16 protein-coding genes are annotated in these 20,371 nt (G+C 43.9%); 9 read left to right on the forward strand and 7 right to left on the reverse strand.

Annotation, left to right across the window (positions count from 1 at the left end):
- Positions 1-150: 150 nt before the first annotated feature.
- Positions 151-393 carry a YdcH family protein gene (locus ACVBJC_RS09965; RefSeq protein ID WP_447160707.1) on the forward strand — a complete coding sequence of 81 codons (243 nt, stop codon included), beginning with the start codon at positions 151-153 and terminating at the stop codon, positions 391-393.
- Positions 394-539: 146 nt separating this feature from the next.
- Here the strand turns inward: ACVBJC_RS09965 and ACVBJC_RS09970 are convergent, their stop codons facing one another.
- Complete coding sequence (locus ACVBJC_RS09970) at positions 540-2,423, reverse strand: beta strand repeat-containing protein (RefSeq protein ID WP_447160706.1); 1,884 nt, start codon at positions 2,421-2,423, stop codon at positions 540-542.
- An 826-nt stretch (positions 2,424-3,249) separates the two neighbouring features.
- Here ACVBJC_RS09970 and ACVBJC_RS09975 point away from each other — a divergent pair.
- From ACVBJC_RS09975 to yghU, 4 genes are all read left to right on the forward strand, one after another.
- Positions 3,250-4,992 (forward strand): leucine-rich repeat domain-containing protein, encoded by a 1,743-nt coding sequence (locus tag ACVBJC_RS09975; protein ID WP_447160705.1) that lies wholly within the window; start codon positions 3,250-3,252, stop codon positions 4,990-4,992.
- A 306-nt stretch (positions 4,993-5,298) separates the two neighbouring features.
- Positions 5,299-6,378, forward strand: a complete 1,080-nt coding sequence (locus tag ACVBJC_RS09980) for a PepSY domain-containing protein (protein WP_447160704.1) — start codon at positions 5,299-5,301, stop codon at positions 6,376-6,378.
- Positions 6,379-6,619: 241 nt separating this feature from the next.
- Positions 6,620-8,704, forward strand: coding sequence for a M13 family metallopeptidase (locus ACVBJC_RS09985; RefSeq protein WP_447160703.1), 2,085 nt, complete (start codon positions 6,620-6,622; stop codon positions 8,702-8,704).
- Between the two features lie 273 nt (positions 8,705-8,977).
- Positions 8,978-9,835: a glutathione-dependent disulfide-bond oxidoreductase gene (gene yghU, locus ACVBJC_RS09990; protein ID WP_447160702.1), complete on the forward strand. Its 858-nt coding sequence runs from the start codon at positions 8,978-8,980 to the stop codon at positions 9,833-9,835.
- Positions 9,836-10,069: 234 nt separating this feature from the next.
- Here yghU and ACVBJC_RS09995 read toward each other — a convergent pair whose 3' ends face one another.
- Entirely contained in the window at positions 10,070-10,555 is a 486-nt protein-coding gene (locus ACVBJC_RS09995) for a cupin domain-containing protein (RefSeq protein ID WP_447160701.1), read from the reverse strand.
- A 229-nt stretch (positions 10,556-10,784) separates the two neighbouring features.
- Positions 10,785-11,033, reverse strand: a complete 249-nt coding sequence (locus tag ACVBJC_RS10000; protein ID WP_447160700.1) for a hypothetical protein — start codon at positions 11,031-11,033, stop codon at positions 10,785-10,787.
- 680 nt (positions 11,034-11,713) lie between these two features.
- On the opposite strand from ACVBJC_RS10000, the gene guaD reads away from it, so the two are divergent.
- Complete coding sequence (gene guaD / locus ACVBJC_RS10005; protein ID WP_447160699.1) at positions 11,714-13,078, forward strand: guanine deaminase; 1,365 nt, start codon at positions 11,714-11,716, stop codon at positions 13,076-13,078.
- A gap of 112 nt (positions 13,079-13,190) precedes the next feature.
- On the opposite strand, the gene ACVBJC_RS10010 is transcribed toward guaD, so the two are convergent.
- Positions 13,191-14,489: an NCS2 family permease gene (locus tag ACVBJC_RS10010; protein ID WP_447160769.1), complete on the reverse strand. Its 1,299-nt coding sequence runs from the start codon at positions 14,487-14,489 to the stop codon at positions 13,191-13,193.
- A 362-nt stretch (positions 14,490-14,851) separates the two neighbouring features.
- On the opposite strand from ACVBJC_RS10010, the gene ACVBJC_RS10015 reads away from it, so the two are divergent.
- Positions 14,852-15,178, forward strand: a complete 327-nt coding sequence (locus tag ACVBJC_RS10015; RefSeq protein WP_447160698.1) for a hypothetical protein — start codon at positions 14,852-14,854, stop codon at positions 15,176-15,178.
- Between the two features lie 90 nt (positions 15,179-15,268).
- Complete coding sequence (locus ACVBJC_RS10020) at positions 15,269-15,415, forward strand: hypothetical protein (RefSeq protein ID WP_447163978.1); 147 nt, start codon at positions 15,269-15,271, stop codon at positions 15,413-15,415.
- 109 nt (positions 15,416-15,524) lie between these two features.
- On the opposite strand, the gene ACVBJC_RS10025 is transcribed toward ACVBJC_RS10020, so the two are convergent.
- On the reverse strand, positions 15,525-16,151 hold the full coding sequence (locus ACVBJC_RS10025) for a hypothetical protein (RefSeq protein ID WP_447160696.1): 627 nt from the start codon (positions 16,149-16,151) through the stop codon (positions 15,525-15,527).
- 400 nt (positions 16,152-16,551) lie between these two features.
- Here ACVBJC_RS10025 and gltS point away from each other — a divergent pair, with 400 nt between their 5' ends.
- Positions 16,552-17,775 (forward strand): sodium/glutamate symporter, encoded by a 1,224-nt coding sequence (gltS, locus tag ACVBJC_RS10030; RefSeq protein ID WP_447160695.1) that lies wholly within the window; start codon positions 16,552-16,554, stop codon positions 17,773-17,775.
- A gap of 237 nt (positions 17,776-18,012) precedes the next feature.
- Here gltS and ACVBJC_RS10035 read toward each other — a convergent pair whose 3' ends face one another.
- The gene (locus ACVBJC_RS10035) at positions 18,013-18,927 is read right to left on the reverse strand and encodes a DMT family transporter (RefSeq protein ID WP_447160694.1); all 915 of its coding nucleotides are present in this window, start codon (positions 18,925-18,927) and stop codon (positions 18,013-18,015) included.
- A gap of 172 nt (positions 18,928-19,099) precedes the next feature.
- Complete coding sequence (locus tag ACVBJC_RS10040; protein ID WP_447160693.1) at positions 19,100-20,197, reverse strand: alkene reductase; 1,098 nt, start codon at positions 20,195-20,197, stop codon at positions 19,100-19,102.
- Positions 20,198-20,371 lie beyond the last annotated feature (174 nt).

Here is a 20,371-nt window from a genome sequence, read left to right on the forward strand (position 1 = left end):
CGCCCAGATTTTAGGTAAGATGAGCAGTTGTTACGTAAGCTTAATTGTGAAAGAAGTATTAAACCTCAACAAGTAACCTTGAAATTAATCCTACGATTAGCTTTACTTAGCTTTGTAACAATACTGTCCATTAACGATTTAGGGGTTGATATGTTAGGCGAAAACCACTCAATAATGCATGAGTTTCCTGAGTACCAAGATATCATTGTTAAGCTTTGCCAAACCGATGAAGCTTTTGCTAAAGATACCAAGCACTACAATGCGCTAGATAAAGAGATCCGCGAACTTGAATTAAGAGGCGCGCCTATTGATGACGACGCCATGAATCAACTGAAGCATGATAGAGCAGAGTTAAAAGACTCACTGTTTCATCGCCTCAATACCAACTCTTGATTAGCCAACACTTAACAAGTCAAAGCTAAACCAACTAAGGCTTAATCAACTATGGCTTAATCAGCTAATGTGAGTCAGCAAGTTCTGAGTCATTAGCTGACAACAAAAAGGGAGCCGAAGCTCCCTTTTTTAGTCATTGTTATTCATTACTGAGGCATGCTGCCCTGAATGATTGTCGCACTATTATGACTTCCTACAGAAGTCACTGTAGCAGCGTTACTTGCATCGTACTGAGTAACAGAAACATGATTACCTACGCCACCATAAACATGCACATCAGTAACATGAGACTCACCCGTTTGTGCAACAGTGATATCGTTTTGCTCTCCCCACCAAGATTCAACCGATGCCTCGTTGAAGTCACCTTGCTGAGAGATATCTACAGTAGACTGATCATGTGCTGCATCAGCATAAACGCGGTTACCCGTGCCGTCTTGAGAAACCATAAGTAAATTATCACGTCCCCAAGTACCCGCTCCAACGGTGTCACCATAACCACTTGGTGTATTACCACCGCCCATGATGACGTTATCAGTACCTTGCTGGTCAATCGTTATTTGGCTACCTGAACCAAAACGTGTGCCTGCTGCAGCAAAGTTACCTTGACCATTTTGATTAATGCTAATACTGTTACCGTAGCTGTCGTCTGCTTGTTCTACTACAGCAGTGTTGCTTTCGCCAAGTTGAGTAATGATGGCTGAATCACCGTCACCCAATTGGCTAACTGTTGCTGCATTACCGTTACCCGCAGTGCTGCCACTCTGAGTTAGTGAAAGCTGGTTATTCATACCACCTTGAGTCACGTTTGCAACGTTCGATTCATCAAACTGAGTAATAATTGCAGATTGCACAGTACCAGTTTGATTAACTGTCGCGCTGTTGCCAAAATCTTGCTGGTTTAACGAAACAACACTTAAATCACTTGCTTGAGTGATGCTAGCGCTTTGGCCTGCACCTGACTGATTCACTGTTGCCTGGTTTTCATTACCAATTTGATCAATCGATGCGGACTGTGAAGTCCCCGCATCCGCAGTTTGATTGACATAGATGTTGTTAAGGTTACCAGTTTGGCTAGCGCTTAACGTATTACCTAAATGCTCTGAACCCGCTTGATTAGCAAAAAGGCCGTTACCATTGCCTGTTTGTGTTGCGGTTACACTGTCTTTAGCTTGTTGGTTAATAAAGCCTTGGTTGTTATTACCAATTTGATCAAGGTTAGCTACAGCCTCTTCACCAGTTTGAGTAACACTGGCAATGTTTGCATCGCCTAACTGACTAACATTTGCCGTGGTTTGCATCGCTGTCTGGCTAATATAACCATTATTGCCTGCACCATTTTGATTCAATGTCGCGGTTGTTGAATCTGAGCTATCATCAAAATCATCAGCATTGGTGAACTGATCAATAGTACCAATGTTCGCACTACCCGTTTGGTTTAACTCTGCAGTTGCATAATCAGCATCACCTTGTTGAATCGTTGCGTTATTACCGCCACCCACATTTTGAGTAATCGTCGCACTTGCATGATCTGTTGCCATGTTATTGATAAATGCCGTATCACCAGAACCGTTTTGAGTAATGCTTGATAGTGAACCATCGGCACTGTCTTGGAAAATAGTCGCGTTGTTAGTATCACCATTTTGAGTGATGATTGCAGTCGCTTCTTCCTGCGTACCACGTTGCTGTCTAATGCTTGATACGTTCGCATTACCCGTAGTGTCGATTGTTGCCGTTGAGGTGCTGATCTCGTCATTTTGCTCAATATTAGCACGGTTACCTTGACCTACTTGGTCGATATCAGCCGTTGCATTTGCAGTTTCAGTTTGCGAAACAGATGCTTGGTTCGCACTACCATTTTGATCGACTGTCGTAGTGTTATTCACACTTTCGTTGGCTTGAAGAACATATGCTTGGTTACTGTCACCATTTTGAGTGACATCTGCGTTATTGTTGTTGCTTCCCGTCGCATAAGCGCTTGTCGATGCAAAAATAGCTGATGAGACCAGCAGTGCAATTTTAGTGTATTTCATATCCCTATACCTTTCCCTAAATTAACAATTTTGAGGTAACAGACCGAGCCCGCTTACCACGACAAGGAGCAATTGCAATAATAAAAACTCCAAAAAACAATTCTGAGTACTCGGCTGACAGCAAAAGATAGTCACTAGCTCGCAACAGGGGTAACCAGAATGTCGCCACAGATTATGCTTAGAGAAAAGCGTCCTTGAATCCGCTCAAAGTATTAAGCCAAACTAGCCTAAAGTTGTAAAAATCTCCCACACATAGACTTAACTACTAGTTATTTCGAGGGGAAGCAACCAGCCTTCACAGCATTAAAAACTAATAAAAATCCGATACCAAACACTATTAACCAAACAGTGTCAAAATAACGCCCAGCAGAAGTGTATAACGTATCCAAAGTGACAGTTGCCCCTATATTCTATTTTAGTGAATATGGCCGCGACTCCAAAAGTAAAATCAGCTACATGTGTTCAAAAAACTTCAGTTCTAACGTCACATCCTCTCGTGCTAATTGCTATGAATATACTAACTTGATTAGCTTGACTAGCTGCAAAGCTCGATAGTATTTAAGCCTATAAACTGAAGCCCTAATTAGTCATTACATCGGGCTATGGGGAGGTTCGGTAAATTTTTATTTAATTGCCTAGCTTGCTCAAGATCAAAGTATTAACCTTCTAATGTCACCACTTCCCAAAAGTCATTGAAACATAAAGCCATTATCAATATATTCAGCACCAAAATTGTCAGTAAATCGATTGAATATAGCGTAAAAAACTCGAATTAGAGGTACAGACAATAAACTGACCCAGTATTTGGAATAAGGATAAGCAACAAATGACATCATTGAAGTTAACCGCAGGCTTACTGGCATCAAGCCTGTTAGCCTTAAGCGGCTGCGCCCTAATACAAGCTCCAAAGCAAGTCAGCGAGGTTCAATTTACCGACCCACAATTTGCACAATGCGTTCAACAAAACGGCATCACGGAACTGGCCAAAATCACCCAACTTAGCTGTAATAGTCAGCAAATAACCAACGTAGACGAAATTAGCTTGATGCCTGCTCTGACAGCATTAGTGTTGCTGGATAATCAAATCAGCCACATTGATGTCAGTCATCTAGAGCAACTTGATAGGCTTATCGTAGGTAATAACCAGCTTACTGATATTGATCTGTCTAACAACCCATTACTCATTGCACTCAATATTTCAGGCAATAACATTACCACTGTCGATGTGAGTGAAAACCCACAGCTTATAAGCCTTTATGCCTATAAATTACCACTGACTCAAATTGATACTTCTACGCTACCAAAACTAAGAGATTTAGGCTTAAGCCGCCATCAGCTGACCGAGATTGACCTGTCTCATAATCCTGAATTACAGACATTAAATCTATCGGTTGGCACCTTGAGTAAAATAGATCTGTCCCATAATCCTAAGCTTAACCACCTTTACCTACCGAGCAATCAACTTACCGCGCTGGATCTCGAACACAACCCTGATCTCAGAGTTGTTGCGGTCAGAAATAACCAGCTCAAGCAATTGGATTTAAGCCAAAATCCACGCTTAATAAAAGTCAAAGCCGATTACAACCAGATTGATGATATGACATTGAGCCCTGCCGCACCTTTAATTGAACTAGAGCTCAACAATAACCGCATCACAGAGTTAGACATTTCAACCTTTAACAAACTGAATAAGCTCGTTGCATTTAATAACCCGCTACAAAGTTTGATACTTGATCCGCAATACCATCCTAAAATGCTATCGATAGAAGGCACACCGGTTTCAATCGCCAATAACGTCTTAAACCAACAGGATATCTCAAACCTATTATCGCCCCGAGTCAGTATCATCGAAGCCGGCACCATTACCCAGGATGGGGCTCAATATGATGTCAATTCCAGTCAATTAGTGATGCCGACACTTGGCCAATATATCGGTTATCGTTACGCGGTTAATTTACCTAAAGATGCCTCAGGTAAAGTCGATTCTCACCTTGCCAAGCAAAACCAATTTCCCATTACAGTTCGCATGACTCACCCAGAGATTGTCGACCCTAAAAGTGGTAAAGGCTTCACCACCTCAAGCTGGACGGACACCATGTTCAAGCACGACCGTAATCTGGCGATGTGGTATTTCGGCGACGCCCATGAGTTAGTAACTGGGCGATGGACACTTGAAATTCTTTATCGCGATTCAGTGGTCTCCAAAAAGTCTTTCATGTTGGTGAATATGGATGAAAAAAACGTGCTAAAAGGCGGGAAGAATAAGGCTGTTGAGCAAGCCTTAACGCTAGAGAAGTTAATCACTCAAGGTGAGTATTACCTTTGCAATCAGGATAAATACCAGCGTTGTTTAGGTTTTAAAGATGCCAAAAGCTGCGCAATTAAACTGCAGCCTTTTAAATCTCAATGCTTGAAGGACGCATTAACTGCGGTTAAACAACAATCGGCACTGCCAATGAACGACCAATTAAAAGAGTTCTTTAGTCATTACATCGCCTGTATGGGCAGTCAATACATCACCACTACCGAGCTTGATCCGCAGCAGGTCGGTAGCTGCTTAAAGCGTTAAAAACACGCATTAAAAAATAACCATTGTCGTTATAAGTAGAAGCCCTACCGCCCCCTTATGAAAGCAAACCCGCACCTAGCGGGTTTTCTTTATATCTAGCTATATCTATCAACATATATACCTATCATGCGCCTTTACACTTCTTTAATTGCAGTTGATAGTGATATTGATTATCATTCACACCTATTTAATTGCCGTAGCCAGTTTACTCAACCTATTAAAAAATAATTTTACACAGGTTGCTACGTTAAAACCCTTTCAGGGTCTTTTGGCAAAATGTGCCTAGACCGATTCGAGAATATCAATATGAATGTAGTACCTTTTTTAAAGTGGTTTCATAATTGGGTAGGTTTTTTTATCAGTATTACCATGCTGATTGTACTGACTACCGGTGTCTATCTTGGTAGCGTCGACATGTATAAAAGGCTTGATGATAAAGGTCAGCAATATGCGTCGCTATCTATTGAGCAAAAAGCGCATACCGTAGAAGTCTTATTTGAACGTTATCCAGCAATGAGTACCGTGCGCTTTCCAACAGAGCACAGCCCTTATATTCAAGCTGCAACTCGCGGAAAAACCATCGCATTAGATAACCAACTTAATGAGCTTTCTATCAGCTCATTTGGTGACATTCCGGGTTATGCCACTGTATTTTGGCTACACCGTAACTTCTTATTAGAAGACTTTGGCGGCAAGTACATTAATGCTTGGGCATCCCTGCTTGGCGGCGTGGTCACACTTGTCGGTATCTATCTTTGGTGGCGAGTACGTAAGGGCTTTAGATTGAAACAGAGTATTCCAACGAATACCCGTTCAAGCAGCTTAGTTAAGAGCCATATCCAGCTCGGCCTGTTTATCTCTGTACCGCTGTTTATCTTGTGCATTAGTGGTTTTTTAATTACTTACAAGAGTTTGTGGACCGGAGCACTTAAGCAACCAGCAACTGAAATGGTCTACCCGATTAGCCAAGCAAACAACTGGCAGAGTCAGCTACAAACAGCGCAAGATTTATGGCCAGAATCACACTTAGTCGCGATTAGTAAACCAAGAGTTAAAAAGGGAGAAACACCGACAGAGCTTAACTACAGTATACGTTTTGATAGTCATAGTGGTGTTTGGCTGCGTGAAGCCGACCGTATAACAATGAGCTTCGAGCAAGGTGTGATTAAAGACGCGATAAAGCACAGCGATAGACCGCTTTCAGGCCAAGTGGCAAGTTTTGTTAGACCACTGCATGACGCTTTAAACATGCCGCTCAGCTACTCCTTGTTTATCACCACTGTATCGCTGGTTGGTAGCTTAATCTTAATGTTCAGCGCAGTGACTTTCTATCGCCGTATATTTAAAAAGAGCATCAAACGTATTAATCGAGAAGTAACGGCATAGGTTTGTCACCGCTTAATTTACATTAAAAATAGCAGCCACTTGGCTGCTATTTTTATATCAGTAAAGCTAGGTGTCTTCGCATTCAGTCCTTCACTCAAACTTATTAACAATTCAAATGTTGACATTTTATGGCAATTCTACAAGATAGCTTGGTTAACAATAATAAAAAGTTTATTGCAAAATCATAATAAGAACCGTTACAAAAACGATAAAAACTATTGGCAAGGAAGAGATTAACATAATGAAAAAGTCCCTTATCGCAATGGCCCTAGCAACCTCCTTTTTGGGTGGCTGTGGCACGTCAGATGTAAATAACGAACCCCAAGCAAAAGTGACTGAAGCTGAAGTCACTAACACTGCTAACAACAAAGCAGAACTCGGGAGCTTTGGTGTCGATCTCAGCGCGCGTAACGAAGCCGTAAATCCAGGCGATGACTTCTTTATGTATGCTAGCGGCACATGGTACGACAACTATGTAATGCCAGCTGACAAAACCCGCTTTGGCGCCTTTACCGGTCTTGCTGAGCGCAGTGAAAAACAGGTTAAAGAGATCATCGATGATATCGCTAGCCGCACTGACCTTAATGCCGAAGAACAGCTAATCGCCGATTTTTACCAGTCATACATGGATACTGATACGATTAATAAACTCGGTATCACCCCTATCCAGAGCACGCTAGAGCAAATCAGTGCGATTAAGTCTACTGACGATTTAACTAAAGTATTTGGTCAAGCTTGGTTAACGGGCGCCACCTCCCCAATATCTGGTGGCATGTGGTTTAACCGTCTTGATCCAAACCAGTATGAAATGTCTATTGGTGCCGGGGGCTTAGGCTTACCCGATCGCTCTTACTACCTAGAAGACGCCGAGCGTTTCGTTAAAATCCGTGAAGCTTACGTCAATCATATTGCTGAAATGCTGGCCTTTGCTGGTATAAAAGATGGTCAAGCACGTGCAACCGCTATTCTTGCACTAGAGACTAAGATGGCTGAAGGCCAATGGCCACGTGAGAAGCGCCGTAACCGCGACCTAACACTGAACCAAGTGAAGCGCGCTGATTTAGCAAAAGACTACCCAGGATTTGATTGGGATGTTTATTTTGAACAAACTGGCTACCAAGTACCACAGCTAAATATCTCTCAGCCAGATCCTGTCAAAGCGATGATTGACCTCGTTAATACGCAACCTCTGAATGTATGGCTGGATTACCTGACCTTCCACACAGTCAGTAACAATGCTGGTCTTTTATCAGAAGATATTTACGCGGCCAACTTTGGTTTTTATGGTAAAACTCTAAGCGGTCAAGAAGAGCCTCGTCCACGCTGGAAACGCGCGGTATCAGAGATGTCAGGCACTCAGTCACTCGGCTTTGCTATCGGCAAGGTGTATGTGGCGCGTTACTTCCCAGAGTCATCTAAGCAACAAATGGCAGAGCTGGTTGAAAACCTGCGTACCGCTATGGGTGAGCGTATTGACGGCCTAGACTGGATGGGCGCTGAAACTAAGGTCAATGCCCACGCTAAGCTTGCAGCATTTAACCCTAAAATTGGTTACCCAGATGTGTGGCAAGAGTTTGATGGTTTAGCGCTCACCAACAAAGACCTCGTAGGTAATATTCAAAACCTACGTCAGTATTTTAATGCCGATAGTGTCGCTAAAGAGCTTAAGAAAACTGACCGTAACCGTTGGGGTATGACACCACAGCGCGTTAATGCCTATTACAACAGCTCGTTTAACGAGATTGTATTCCCAGCTGCAATTCTACAACCACCATTTTTCGATCCCAATGCCGACCCTGCCGTAAACTATGGTGGTATTGGCGCGGTTATCGGTCATGAAATGGGTCACGGTTTTGATGACCAAGGTTCAAAGTCTGACGCTAACGGGATCCAACGTAACTGGTGGACAGATGCTGACCGTGCTGCATTTGAAGCCAAAGCCGATCAGCTTGCCGCGCAATACAGTAAGTATGAACCAATCCCAGAAAATTTCGTCAACGGCCGTAACAGCCTAGGTGAAAACATTGGTGATGTTGGTGGTTTATCAATGGCTTACCATGCATACAAGTTGAGCCTAAACGGTAAAGAAGCTCCTGTGATTGATGGTGTAACTGGTGATCAGCGTTTCTTCCTTGCTTGGGCACAAGTATGGAAAGAAAAACGTACTGAACAAAGCATGCTAAACCAGCTACGTGCAGGCACTCATGCTCCGGGCCGCTACCGCGCTCAAGCACCACGTAACCACGATGCTTGGTACAAAGCATTTGACGTAAAACCGGGTGACGAGCTGTATCTACCAGAAGATCAGCGCGTACGCATTTGGTAATGGGCTAACTCACACTTTAACAAGTCCACTGAAGTTAAAGTAAGTTAAGTTCTCCCTTAAATGCCAGTCAGTCACCTGACTGGCATTTTTTATTCCTCATCGCTCTCAATCAGATTAAACGGTTATATTCATAACTCGATTTTAAGGGTTTAAAAAAGAGCAACTGACCCGATATCTATACTGTTAACACAAAGCAATCAATGTCGCTCGGCGCTAACAACAAATGCAGTTAACAATTGTCGTTAACAGAGCTAATACCTATTAGGACAGAACATGACAAACCCATACACACCAGCAAAAGTTTGGACCATGGATAATGAAAATGGCGGCGAGTGGGCCAGCATCAACCGCCCAGACTCTGGTCCAAGACATAAACACGTATTAGCCAAAGGTAAACATCCGCTGCAGCTGCATTCACTGGCGACACCTAATGGCCAAAAAGTCACGATTATGCTAGAAGAGTTACTCGCCAAAGGCGTGACTGGGGCTGAGTATGATGCCTATCTAATTAACATCGGCGAAGGCGATCAGTTCGGTTCAGGCTTTGTCGATATCAATCCAAACTCTAAAATCCCCGCCCTTATCGATACCACAGAGACAAAGCCAATTCGTGTGTTTGAGTCGGGTAATATTTTGCTTTATTTAGCCGAAAAATTTGGCTACTTTTTACCAACAGAGCTGGCGGCTAAAACCGAGGTCATGAACTGGTTATTCTGGTTACAAGGTTCTGCACCTTACCTTGGCGGCGGCTTTGGCCATTTCTATGCTTACGCACCAGAAAAGTTCGAGTACCCCATCAACCGCTTCACTATGGAAGCAAAGCGTCAGCTTGACGTGCTCGATAAGCAACTTGCTAACAATGAATATATTGCGGGTGACGAGTACAGTATTGCCGACATCGCAATATGGCCTTGGTACGGTAATTTAGTGCTTGGCAACTTATACGATGCCGCCGAATTTTTAGATGTTGCTAGCTACCCTAACCTACAGCGCTGGGCTAAACAGATTGAACAGCGCCAAGGCGTGCAGCGTGGCCGTATCGTTAACCGCTCATGGGGTGAGGAGTGGGAGCAACTAGCTGAGCGCCATAGTGCTGCCGATATTGATGCTGTGTTAGCAAAGCAGTCATAACGCTAAGTTAATAACTTGCTTAAGGACCTGCTTAAGGGCTTGCTTAATTACTAAGTTAAAGCTTGAGCTAAGGGCTGAGCTTAAGAAAAAAAAGGCGGCGGGTCACATCGCATTCGGCGCCTTTTTGCATCTGCAAGCGAGGGCTTCCACTAGCGTCTCATCCCCTATGCAGTCACTATTAGACTGTCACACTTAGGCAATCATTCTTAGACTGTCATAATTAGAGAGTCATCACTAGCTACCGACACCACTACGGCTAAGGCGCTTAATAATATCTTGATGCTGCGGGTAATCCGTCAACAAGGTTTCTTGGCTAAACAACTCAAAATCATCAAAGGTAAAACCTGGAGAAACCATACAACCGACCAGTGAAAAGCCTGGCTTATTCATCGCCGAACCAAAAATACAGCCCTTAGGGACTAAAAATTGTGGGCGCTCGCCCGCAGCCATATCTAAGCCTAATTGTGCGCTGGTCAGCTCCCCTTGCTCATCAATCATATAAATCGTTAATGATTCACCTGCGTGGAAATACCACATCTCATCCGCCGTTAAGCGATGAAAATTCGATACTTCGCCGGTACGCAATAAAAAATAAATACTCGTCCACAGTGCCCTTGTGTCATCGAACTGCTGCTTTGAGCGATATGACGAGCGAAAATAGCCACCTTCAACATGTTGTTCTAATTCGAGATGTTCAATAAATTTTTCAGCGGTTTGCATTGCAACTACCTATTATTTTGGTTGGGAACGTTTTAATTGAAAACGTTGTTGTAGGGAACGTTTCTAAAACAGAATATCCCGAAAGTGTAATCCAATACCGTAATAAAGACTGCGAGCAAAATTAGAATTTCGGGCATTGCTAATACTTTCTAATACTGTAAAAGGTGCAATAAAAAAGCCAAAACTCATTAAGCTCGGGCTTCCATAATCTATCCATAAAATAACGGATTTAGTGTTTGCCGGTCACGCCGTCACGCACCATATCTTTGCCAGTTTCATACACTTCATCGGTTACCCAACGGGCATGTAACAGCTTATGGTTATTATCAAATACGGCAACAAAGTGACGACCATCGGCATTATTAGTCGCCATGCCAACACCAGCTACACCTTCAAGACCCAAACCACCCGTTTCAATCGACACTAATAAACGTCTTAGGTCATCCAAATTATCGATAACTTTTTGCTCGTCACTCATCTTCAATACTCTTGTGTTCGTTACTTAGCAAATGGACCATATGACCCAAAGCCTACTATGTGGCGTACTTTACAGATCCTAGCTTCTGATGAAAAGACTGTAAAATGAATAAGCCAACGAATGTATCTATTGTGGCTAAATGAACGCTTATATCTATTTCACTGGCTGCATTTTAATCGTCTGCATATTGAGTCTATTAGCTTAGTCACAAAACGCGGCTTATTTTACTCAATCTGATTGCGCGCATGTAATACTCCCGCCGTGATAATACCAATCAGTTTAAAGATTTGGTCGCTCAGCGAGAATTTAGCGGTTATGAGGCAAGGTCATTAAATGCTCCAGCATGAATGACATTCACCACATCTGACCTTCAAGGATGGAGGAAATGTCTTATGTATGTCTGGAACATACAAGACCATGTGGTTTGCGATGAGTGAAGATCATAGTTGAACTAAAGTTTAGCTCCCTCTTGTTCATTAAGAGTCACAGCAGCTGAGCCGCTAAAACTCGCCATTCTGGAGCGATTTTGGCTGCCTACTTCTGCGTTGAACAGCTTTACAAGGGAATAACCATTCTTTCAGCTATTCGCCTTGAATTAGTTTGCCAAAAACCGCTCTGAGTAGAGCAACTTCTTATACTGATTGATATAACCCTACAAACAATAAGATGGATGCATACTGATGTCTGAGATTAAATTTGGTGTATTAGGACAGTATTTTCATTGTCCTGTGAAAGGTGATTTTGAGTACGCAGCTCAAGCGCTAATCTTGGTCGATAATAACGGTATTATTAAATCCGTTCTCACAGAAAAAAACGTCGATTTTGACCAGCAAATAAGTGCATTATCGAACAATAAGCAACTCATAGAATTGAGTCCTACTCAATATCTCATGCCCGGTATGGTCGATTTACATGTACATGCGCCGCAATTCCCACAAGCGGGGAAAGGGCTAGATCTGCCACTGTACGATTGGCTGCAAGATTATACTTTCCCGCTTGAAGCCAAGTTTGAAGATATGGGCTTTGCCAAGAAAGTTTATCCAGAGCTAGTGCAATCACTGCTCGCTAACGGCACCACCAGCGCCGTGTATTTTGCCACTATCCACAAAGACACTTCAGTTGAGCTTGCTCGTGAATGTGTAAAGCAAGGCCAGCGTGGCTATGTTGGCAAGGTCAATATGGATGAAGCCAGCCAATGTCCGCCATATTATATCGAAGCATCTACCCAAGATGCCCTTATCGAGACCGAAGACTTTATTAAGCAAGTCTTGGCACTTGAAGGCAACGAGCATCAGTTAGTATCACCGGTTGTCACCCCGCGTTTTGTGCCAAGCTGCACCAGTGAAATGCTACAAGGGCTGGGCACATTAGTACAAAAATACCAATGTCATGTGCAAACCCACTGCTCTGAGAGCGACTGGGCACGGGATTATAGCCAACAGATGTACGGCAAGACAGATGTTGAGATCTATAACGATTTTGGCTTAATGACCAGCAAAACCATTTTGGCGCACTCGATCTTTTTAACCCCAGAAGATCACCAAATGATTAAGGCTACAGGCGCAAGTATTGCCCACTGCCCGCTATCTAACATGTACTTTGCCAATGCGGCAATGCAGACTCGAGAGATTTTAGATAACGAACTTAAATGCGGTCTAGGTAGCGACTTAGCTGGCGCGCCAATCCCATCTATATTCCACACTTGCTTAGATGCCGTGAATCACTCTCGCGTACGCGAAGATGGCACTTCAACTTATTTGCCAGCTGATACTCGCGGTGAAAGCGGCAGTCGTATTTCATTCTTAGAGTCTTATTGGATGGCAACGGTTGGCGGCGGACAAGCCATTGATGTCAAGGTAGGCTTGTTCCAGCCAGGGTTTGAATTCGATGCGCTGGTGGTTGATACCTGCGTCACTGACAGCAACATCTTTATCCTCGATGAAATGGACAGTGCTAAAGATAAGCTTGAGAAAATCATCACCCTCAACAGTCGCCAAAACATCCGTAAGGTGTGGGTAAAGGGCCAGATGGTGGTTGAAAAATAATTGCCTAGTGACTACTAAGCCACGGCTATAAAAAAGGCTCAGAAGGATTACCTTCTGAGCCTTTTTTTATGCTTAACGCTTTTTTACAAGCTACTCATTAACACGGGAGTGATTAATGACCATCAACAAAAGCAAATTTGAAAATAAACAGTAGTGCAACGATAGCCACCCCTGGGTGAATTTCACGCCAGCGATTTGTGCCTAGCTTTAACACGCAATAGGTAATAAAGCCAGCCGCAACGCCTTCGGTGATAGAGAAGGTAAATGGCATCATCACTGCAGTAATAAAGGCTGGAGCTGACTCAGTTAAGTCTTTGCCATCTATTTTTGCTAGTTCAGATGACATTAAAATCCCCACATAAACCAAGGCGCCAGCAACCGCATAACCTGGAACCATTGCCGCCAGTGGCGAGAAGAAAATAACCAGGATAAACAGCAGACCCGCAACGATAGCAGTTAAGCCTGTGCGGCCACCAGCAGCAACACCGGCAGAACTTTCAATGTAAGCGGTCACTGTAGATGTGCCCATATAGGCACCAACCACAGAGGTTGCAGAGTCAGTAATCAACGCTTGCTTCATACGCGGAAAACGACCACGTTTATCGGTAAAACCACATTTCTCTGTTACACCTATCATGGTGCCAGAACTATCGAACAAGCTCACCAAGGCAAATGAGAAAATAACGCCCATCAGCGCCACATCAAGTGATCCAGCCAAGTCTAACTGACCGAAGGTATTAGCAATGCTCGGCGGCATAGACACAATACCGGTGTACTCAATATCACCCATCAAGGCCGCTATGGCGGTCACAATAGCAATAGACACCAGCACTGCAGAATGAATGCCGCGAGAGGCCAAAATAACGATAATAAAGAAGCCTAGCGCGCCCAAGACACATTGTAGCGAGCTCAAATCACCGACCGTGATCATAGTTGCAGGGCTTGCCACCACTATCCCCGCGTTACTAAAACCGACCATAGCGATCAGTAAGCCAATACCGCTAGGAATACCGATGCGCAGACATTTGGGAATGTTAGTTAAGATCCACGAGCGGATCCCGAGTAAGGACACTATGGCAAAACAAACTGCGCCCCAAAAAATGGTGCCCATACCGACTTGCCAACTGACGCCCATACCGACTACTACGGAGAAGGCAAAAAACGCATTCAGCCCCATGGCTGGTGCCAATGCTATCGGTAAGTTAGCAATCAAGCCCATACCAATACAGCCAATCGCACTGATCATACAAGTCACCACAAATACCGCACTGGCATCCATTCCTGCTGCAGAAAGGATTTGCGGGTTCACAAATACGATATAAACCATGGTCATAAAGGTGGTAATGCCTGCAATGACTTCGGTTGATACTGTAGTGTTATGGGCTGATAGTTTAAAAAAGTGCTCTAGCAACCCGCCTTTAGCTGGCACCTGCGCATCATTAACTGCGGCTGCGTCAAGGTTGTCGTTACCAACAGAGTTGGGTTTGTTGCTTGCGGTACTCATGAATAGATTGTTTCCATCTTTAACTCAGCGAATCTGCGCCCCAAACAGTAGGTATAAAGTGTATCGCGCTAATTTTTTTGTAAAAAACGCACGCACTTAATCGCCAGAAATATGCTTTCTGCCGACGACGACTTATTGATTATGATATGACATTACGAGATGGCGATATTGTAGGCTACGAGCCCCTTAACCATGAGTGATTAACTTCACATATTTCAGAGTTAATTTGAAAACAACCAATCTTGGCAATGCAAGCCTAAATAAGGCTTATGAATGATAGCTGCTATCAATATTGCTGCGAAAGCCGAGTGCACAATCATGCCAAGTACTGCTTTCACGGTGGTCAGTCTCAACAAGCACAGCAAGAACCGATCGTCACTCTTAATGCCATAGTCGTTAATAGCATTAATAACATAGACGTTAAAGCCGAAACCACTACTAAATCAGCAAGTGAAATAGTCGTATGCGAGCAACTAAGTTGCGCCAGTAGCCAAGCCCCAACGGCGGAACCGATAAAGGCTGCGAGCCCTCGTAAGAGCCCAGCGCAGATGCCACAGTCTGTGGTCAACTATGACAAGACCTGCTTTAGCGCCTAATTTTTGGTGGCACTACGACTGGGGTTAACGGTTACAGCGGCCTATTATAGTAGCGAGTACCTTATCTGCGCTTCTGTTCTTGGGGCAATCATGTCGACCGTTTACGGCCTAAGCTTGCGTAATGAACGCCGCAACCTAAAAACGGCAAATCAGGTAATTAAACCTATCATGGACATCCTATATCGGGTTCGCGATGGTAAGCAGCAACTTTTAGCCTTCTTACATAAGCTTAGCTAGAATAAAACGAGAGTTAATCTTGAAAGCCAGCAATCAATTGCTGGCTTTATTATTTGTCCTATTTTATAGGTTGCCAGCCTATCGGCATAAACATACCTTTGCTCTGCTTCTATTCTGGGATAGGTTTTTTTTCAACTTCGCGTTTAAGTTCATCGGCTTTTTTACGGGCTTCATTTTCATATTTATCAGCATCTTTTCTCACTTCGAACGCATCCTTGTCAGCCCTGCGCATATCCTCGCTCATATCTTTACGGGCATCACGCTCATACTTATCGGCATCTTTTCTCGCCTCGATCGCATCCTTGTCAGCCCTGCGCATATCCTCATTCATATCTTTGCGGGCCTCACGCTCGTATTTATCGGCATCCTTTCTAGCGTCTTGTGCCTCTTTCTTAGCTGCTTTCATGTCCTTATCAGCCGCTTTACGCGCTTCACGATCATACTTATCGGTATCCTTTCTAGCGTCTTGTGCTTCTTTCTTAGCAGCTTTCATGTCCTTATCAGCCGCTTTACGTGCTTCACGATCATACTTATCGGCATTCTTTCTTGCCTCGCGCGCCTCTTTAGCTGCCTGTTTTTCTTCTTTTCGCAGCGTTTTGTCTAGCTCTTGCTGCCCTTTATTCAATTCTTTTTGCGCTTGTTTTTCGGCTTTTTGTGGTGGCTCTGCTACTGCACTTGGTGCGAGCACCAACGAGGTCGATACTAGCAGTACACTGACTAGTTGTGTGGCTGTCATCTTCAAACTCCTTTTAGCTTAACCTAAGCAACTGAATAAATGAGTAATTAACTAAGTAACTGTCTAAGTAACTATAGCTCTGTCGGTAACATTTCAAGCTGCTGCTACCAAAAGAGCAAAATTGAATCATTCAAGTATAGTCAAAATATCAGCGTTAAACGCTTTATCCTCTGTAACTAAGAGCCTAATAGACTTGGGGTTTGTTGCGGACAATTTATAAAAAAAGATTAATGTGAAAACTCCGCGTTTTTTCTATATATGGGATATCTAAAACATAAATAAGTGTGGCAGTATATTCAGCCACAAAGGCATAGCCATAAAAATAAATCAATAAAAATAAAAAGTTAGCAACAAACTGGTGTTTTTTTTATAACGCCTTTATCTATTTTCTAGGAGTCATATGAATACAGTCTTTACCATTGGCGAACTGGAATCGTTTTTAGTTGCGATTCTGGTGCTTTTCATAGGTCATACGGTTAACCGCTATGTTCCACTGCTTAAGAAATACAATATCCCCGAACCCATTGTTGGTGGGCTTCTAATTGCAGCCCTTATCACTGTGCTGCACTTTAACAATATCACAGTGGCATTTAGCCTCTCGATGCAAAACACCCTAATGCTGATGTTCTTTAGCACCGTAGGATTAGCCGCAAACTATAAGTTATTACTCAAGGGCGGTAGTAAAGTATTCCAATTTCTCGGTGTCGCCTCACTGTTTATCGTTATTCAAAATATCGTCGGCATTAGCTTAGCGAACCTATTGGGTCTAGAGTCTTTCATGGGCTTACTAGCAGGTTCCATTACCCTTTCAGGTGGCCACGGTACCGGCGCGGCCTGGGCGGATACCTTTCAAAGTGAATATGGTGTCAATACCTTAGAGTTTGCTATGGCTGCTGCCACATTTGGTTTAGTCATGGGCGGGATTATCGGCGGACCTGTGGCGCAACGGCTTATTAATAAAAATAACTTAGTATCAAGTTACGGTGTGGGTGGAAATCATCATACCGACCACCCAGATCTGGTAACTTATGATCAGCTTGAAGAGGACAGAGTCACAGCTAAAAGTGTATTAGAAGTCCTGTTTATCATGCTGTTGTGTGTCGCGGGCGCGAAATGGACTAGCGCCATTATTGAAGCCCTAGGAGCGAGCTGGCTCAAGATGCCTGAGTTTGTCTATGCGCTGTTTATTGGCGTAATGATTACCAACTTAACTGAAATATCTCGCGGCTACAAAATCAACAGTGAATGTGTTGACGTACTGGGCTCAGTCTCGCTAGCGCTGTTTTTATCTATGGCTTTAATGAACTTAAAGCTTTGGGAGATCTTTGATCTCGCCATACCGCTACTTGCCATCTTAGTGGTACAAACAGCCGTGCTGGCGCTCTTTGCCTATTTTGTGACATTCAGAATAATGGGCAGTAACTATGATGCAGCAGTAATGGCGGGGGGCCATTGCGGTTTTGGCTTAGGCGCAACGCCTACTGCAGTGATGAACATGGGTGCGCTAGTATCAAGAACAGGCCCATCACCACAGGCCTTTATGGTGGTACCGATTGTGGGCGCTTTCTTTGTTGATATCGTTAACGCGTTGATCCTCAAAGGCTTCATGATTTTTATTGGCTAGGTTTCAATAGCAAACTGTATTCTAGCCGCAAAAAAGCCAGCGATTAACGCTGGCTTTTTTATCACAGTTTCTAGTCTCAGCTTGTACCGTCTCAGTACTCCCTAGCACCTTTCTTTGCCTTTTCTAGAACCTAAGGCCTTACTCGTCCCATAAGCGAAACGTTCTGTAGTGACCTAGTCACGTTCGCTAGGCCGTTCCACTCTTCTAAAACCATCTCATGTAACGTCTCAGCTCTTCCTAGGAGCTCGCACCTAGGACCTTCTTTCCCGCCTCAACTTGTCCGGCTTTTACTTGCTCAACCTTGGCATAGTATCTAGAAAGCTTGATATAGATAAGTAAGGATAAAAATATCACCCCACCACCAATAAGCTTTTGGCTTTCAAGGGATTCGCCTAGCACTATCACGCTAAGGATCAGCGTCCAAATCGGTTCTAAGATCATCAAAAGCGCGGCGGTTTCCATACTCACCTTATATTGACCCATCGTCTGTAATAGGTATCGCACAGACGTTGCGATTAAGGTAGATATGGCAAACCAGATAATCAGGTTACTCGAAAACACTATGGTGTGAGGCTGAGTAAAAATCGCATATACCACGCCCACAACCCCCACAACAAACAGCTGCAAGCAGATAGAAACAAGCGGTTTTAAGTTGCCACTGATTCGTTTATTCAGCACGAAATGTACCGACAGTAAAGACGATGCTAGCAAGAACAACAACTGGCTCACTTGCATATTCCAGCCGTTGGTTAGGCTAAGTAGCATCATGCCGCTAATACTCACGGGCAGTGCAATCCAAAAGGCGCGGTTAGGCTTAATTTGAAACAGTAACCAAGCCGTAAGCGGGGCTATAATCATCGCTAAGCTCATGATAAACGCGCCTTCAGATAAGCTCTCACTGATCGACACTGCGTATATCCAAACCTGCAATGCGCCGCCTAGAAATACACCGACACCACAAGCCGATAGCACTTGCTTCAAGCTCAATTTGAGCAAGCTTTTATAGCAAAATGGCACCAAGATCAGGCTTGCCAATATAAAACGCGTTCCAATAAAGACCTCGCCAGGTATCGATTGCACCACAATTTTTGAGGCTACCCACCCCACAGCGGCCAACAAGGTGGCGATAAATAGATACAACACTCCGCGCATTAATAGCACTCTTAAATAGAAGGCCTACAGCCAATTAGCAAATGGGATTAGGGGGTATAGCATGGGTGAAAAGTAATTCTTTCACCTTGCTAATAACAAAAATAGCAATCCCATTTACATGGGATTGCTATTGGCTTGTCGTGCTATTTTAAAGTAAGAACCGCTATTAACGCTACAGATTATACTCAGTGTAATCCGTTAAGCCTTTTTCAGCGCCGCCAAACAAGGTTGCCGGATCATGAGCGGCCAAAGGATAGCCATGCTTTATGCGATTAGGTAAATCTGGGTTAGCCACAAATGGACGACCAAAACCAATCATATCGGCAAGGCCATCAGCAATGGTTTGCGCCGCTTTGTCTGCGTCATATTTACCGGCATAAATCAAAATACCATCAAATGCTGCACGCACTGCATGTTTAAAGCTTTCTGGTGTTTCTGGCGCATCATCCCAGTCCACTTCAGCAAGATGTAAATAGGCAATCCTATGCTTATTGAGCAGCGCTGCCGCTGCGGTATACGTCTCTTCAGGGCTCGCATCCACTGTGCCGTTGAGTGAGGTAAATGGCGCTAAACGCACGCCCACTTTGTCGCTGCCAATAGCATCTACCATGGCGGCAACGACTTCATCTAAAAAGCGTAAACGATTTGCAATGCTGCCACCGTATTCATCGGTGCGATTGTTCGCTTCAGAATCAATAAACTGATTCACCAAGTAACCATTAGCTGCGTGCAGTTCAATGCCATCAAAACCTGCTTCTACGGCATTTAATGCAGCTTGTCGGTACTGAGCTATAACCTGTTCAATATCGTCCTTGGTCATTGCTCGTGGCTCAACCACCTCAACAAAACCAGGCTCCTCAGTACCATTATCGATAAACACTTTAACGCCTTCAGCTTTTAATGCTGATGAAGAGATAGGTTGCTCGCCGCCAATATTATCAGGATGAGTAACACGGCCTACATGCCATAATTGAGCAAAAATCACTCCGCCTTTTGCATGTACTGCGTCGGTAGTTTTCTTCCAACCGGCAATTTGCGATGGGCTATAAATACCAGGCGTCCAAGCATAACCTTGGCCCATTGGTGAGATTTGCGTGCCTTCGGCAACAATTAGACCCGCCGATGCTCGCTGAGCGTAATAAGTGGCCATAATATCGTTAGCTTCATTACCCGGCTGACTCGCTCGCGAGCGGGTCATTGGTGGCATCACAATACGGTTATTAAGAGTATGTCGGCCAAGCTGTACGGACTGAAATAATGCATTTTTCATCTTAAGTTCCTTATCAATAACCCGCTGTATTTACTCTTATAGACGCGCTCTGCTGCATGGCTATCTTGTTCGCCTAAATTGGCTATTAATCTGCTTACGCTACTGATCCGGCTTTAATCCAACAGGATCAGTTCTATTTGGTATCCATCAGGGTCTAGCCCAAATGCGATATGC

It is taken from the genome of Shewanella sp. 0m-6 (assembly GCF_052977325.1).

Excerpts from the sequence above, each read along its gene's own strand:
- ACVBJC_RS09980 (WP_447160704.1), top strand. The coding sequence starts at position 5,299 with ATGAATGTAGTACCTTTTTTAAAGTGGTTTCATAATTGGGTAGGTTTT.
- ACVBJC_RS10015 (WP_447160698.1), top strand. The coding sequence starts at position 14,852 with ATGAATGATAGCTGCTATCAATATTGCTGCGAAAGCCGAGTGCACAAT.
- ACVBJC_RS10020 (WP_447163978.1), top strand. The coding sequence starts at position 15,269 with ATGTCGACCGTTTACGGCCTAAGCTTGCGTAATGAACGCCGCAACCTA.
- ACVBJC_RS10025 (WP_447160696.1), bottom strand. The coding sequence starts at position 16,151 with ATGACAGCCACACAACTAGTCAGTGTACTGCTAGTATCGACCTCGTTG.
- ACVBJC_RS09995 (WP_447160701.1), bottom strand. The coding sequence starts at position 10,555 with ATGCAAACCGCTGAAAAATTTATTGAACATCTCGAATTAGAACAACAT.
- ACVBJC_RS09965 (WP_447160707.1), top strand. The coding sequence starts at position 151 with ATGTTAGGCGAAAACCACTCAATAATGCATGAGTTTCCTGAGTACCAA.
- ACVBJC_RS09975 (WP_447160705.1), top strand. The coding sequence starts at position 3,250 with ATGACATCATTGAAGTTAACCGCAGGCTTACTGGCATCAAGCCTGTTA.
- ACVBJC_RS10000 (WP_447160700.1), bottom strand. The coding sequence starts at position 11,033 with ATGAGTGACGAGCAAAAAGTTATCGATAATTTGGATGACCTAAGACGT.
- gltS (WP_447160695.1), top strand. The coding sequence starts at position 16,552 with ATGAATACAGTCTTTACCATTGGCGAACTGGAATCGTTTTTAGTTGCG.
- ACVBJC_RS10035 (WP_447160694.1), bottom strand. The coding sequence starts at position 18,927 with ATGCGCGGAGTGTTGTATCTATTTATCGCCACCTTGTTGGCCGCTGTG.
- ACVBJC_RS09985 (WP_447160703.1), top strand. The coding sequence starts at position 6,620 with ATGAAAAAGTCCCTTATCGCAATGGCCCTAGCAACCTCCTTTTTGGGT.
- ACVBJC_RS09970 (WP_447160706.1), bottom strand. The coding sequence starts at position 2,423 with ATGAAATACACTAAAATTGCACTGCTGGTCTCATCAGCTATTTTTGCA.
- guaD (WP_447160699.1), top strand. The coding sequence starts at position 11,714 with ATGTCTGAGATTAAATTTGGTGTATTAGGACAGTATTTTCATTGTCCT.
- ACVBJC_RS10040 (WP_447160693.1), bottom strand. The coding sequence starts at position 20,197 with ATGAAAAATGCATTATTTCAGTCCGTACAGCTTGGCCGACATACTCTT.
- yghU (WP_447160702.1), top strand. The coding sequence starts at position 8,978 with ATGACAAACCCATACACACCAGCAAAAGTTTGGACCATGGATAATGAA.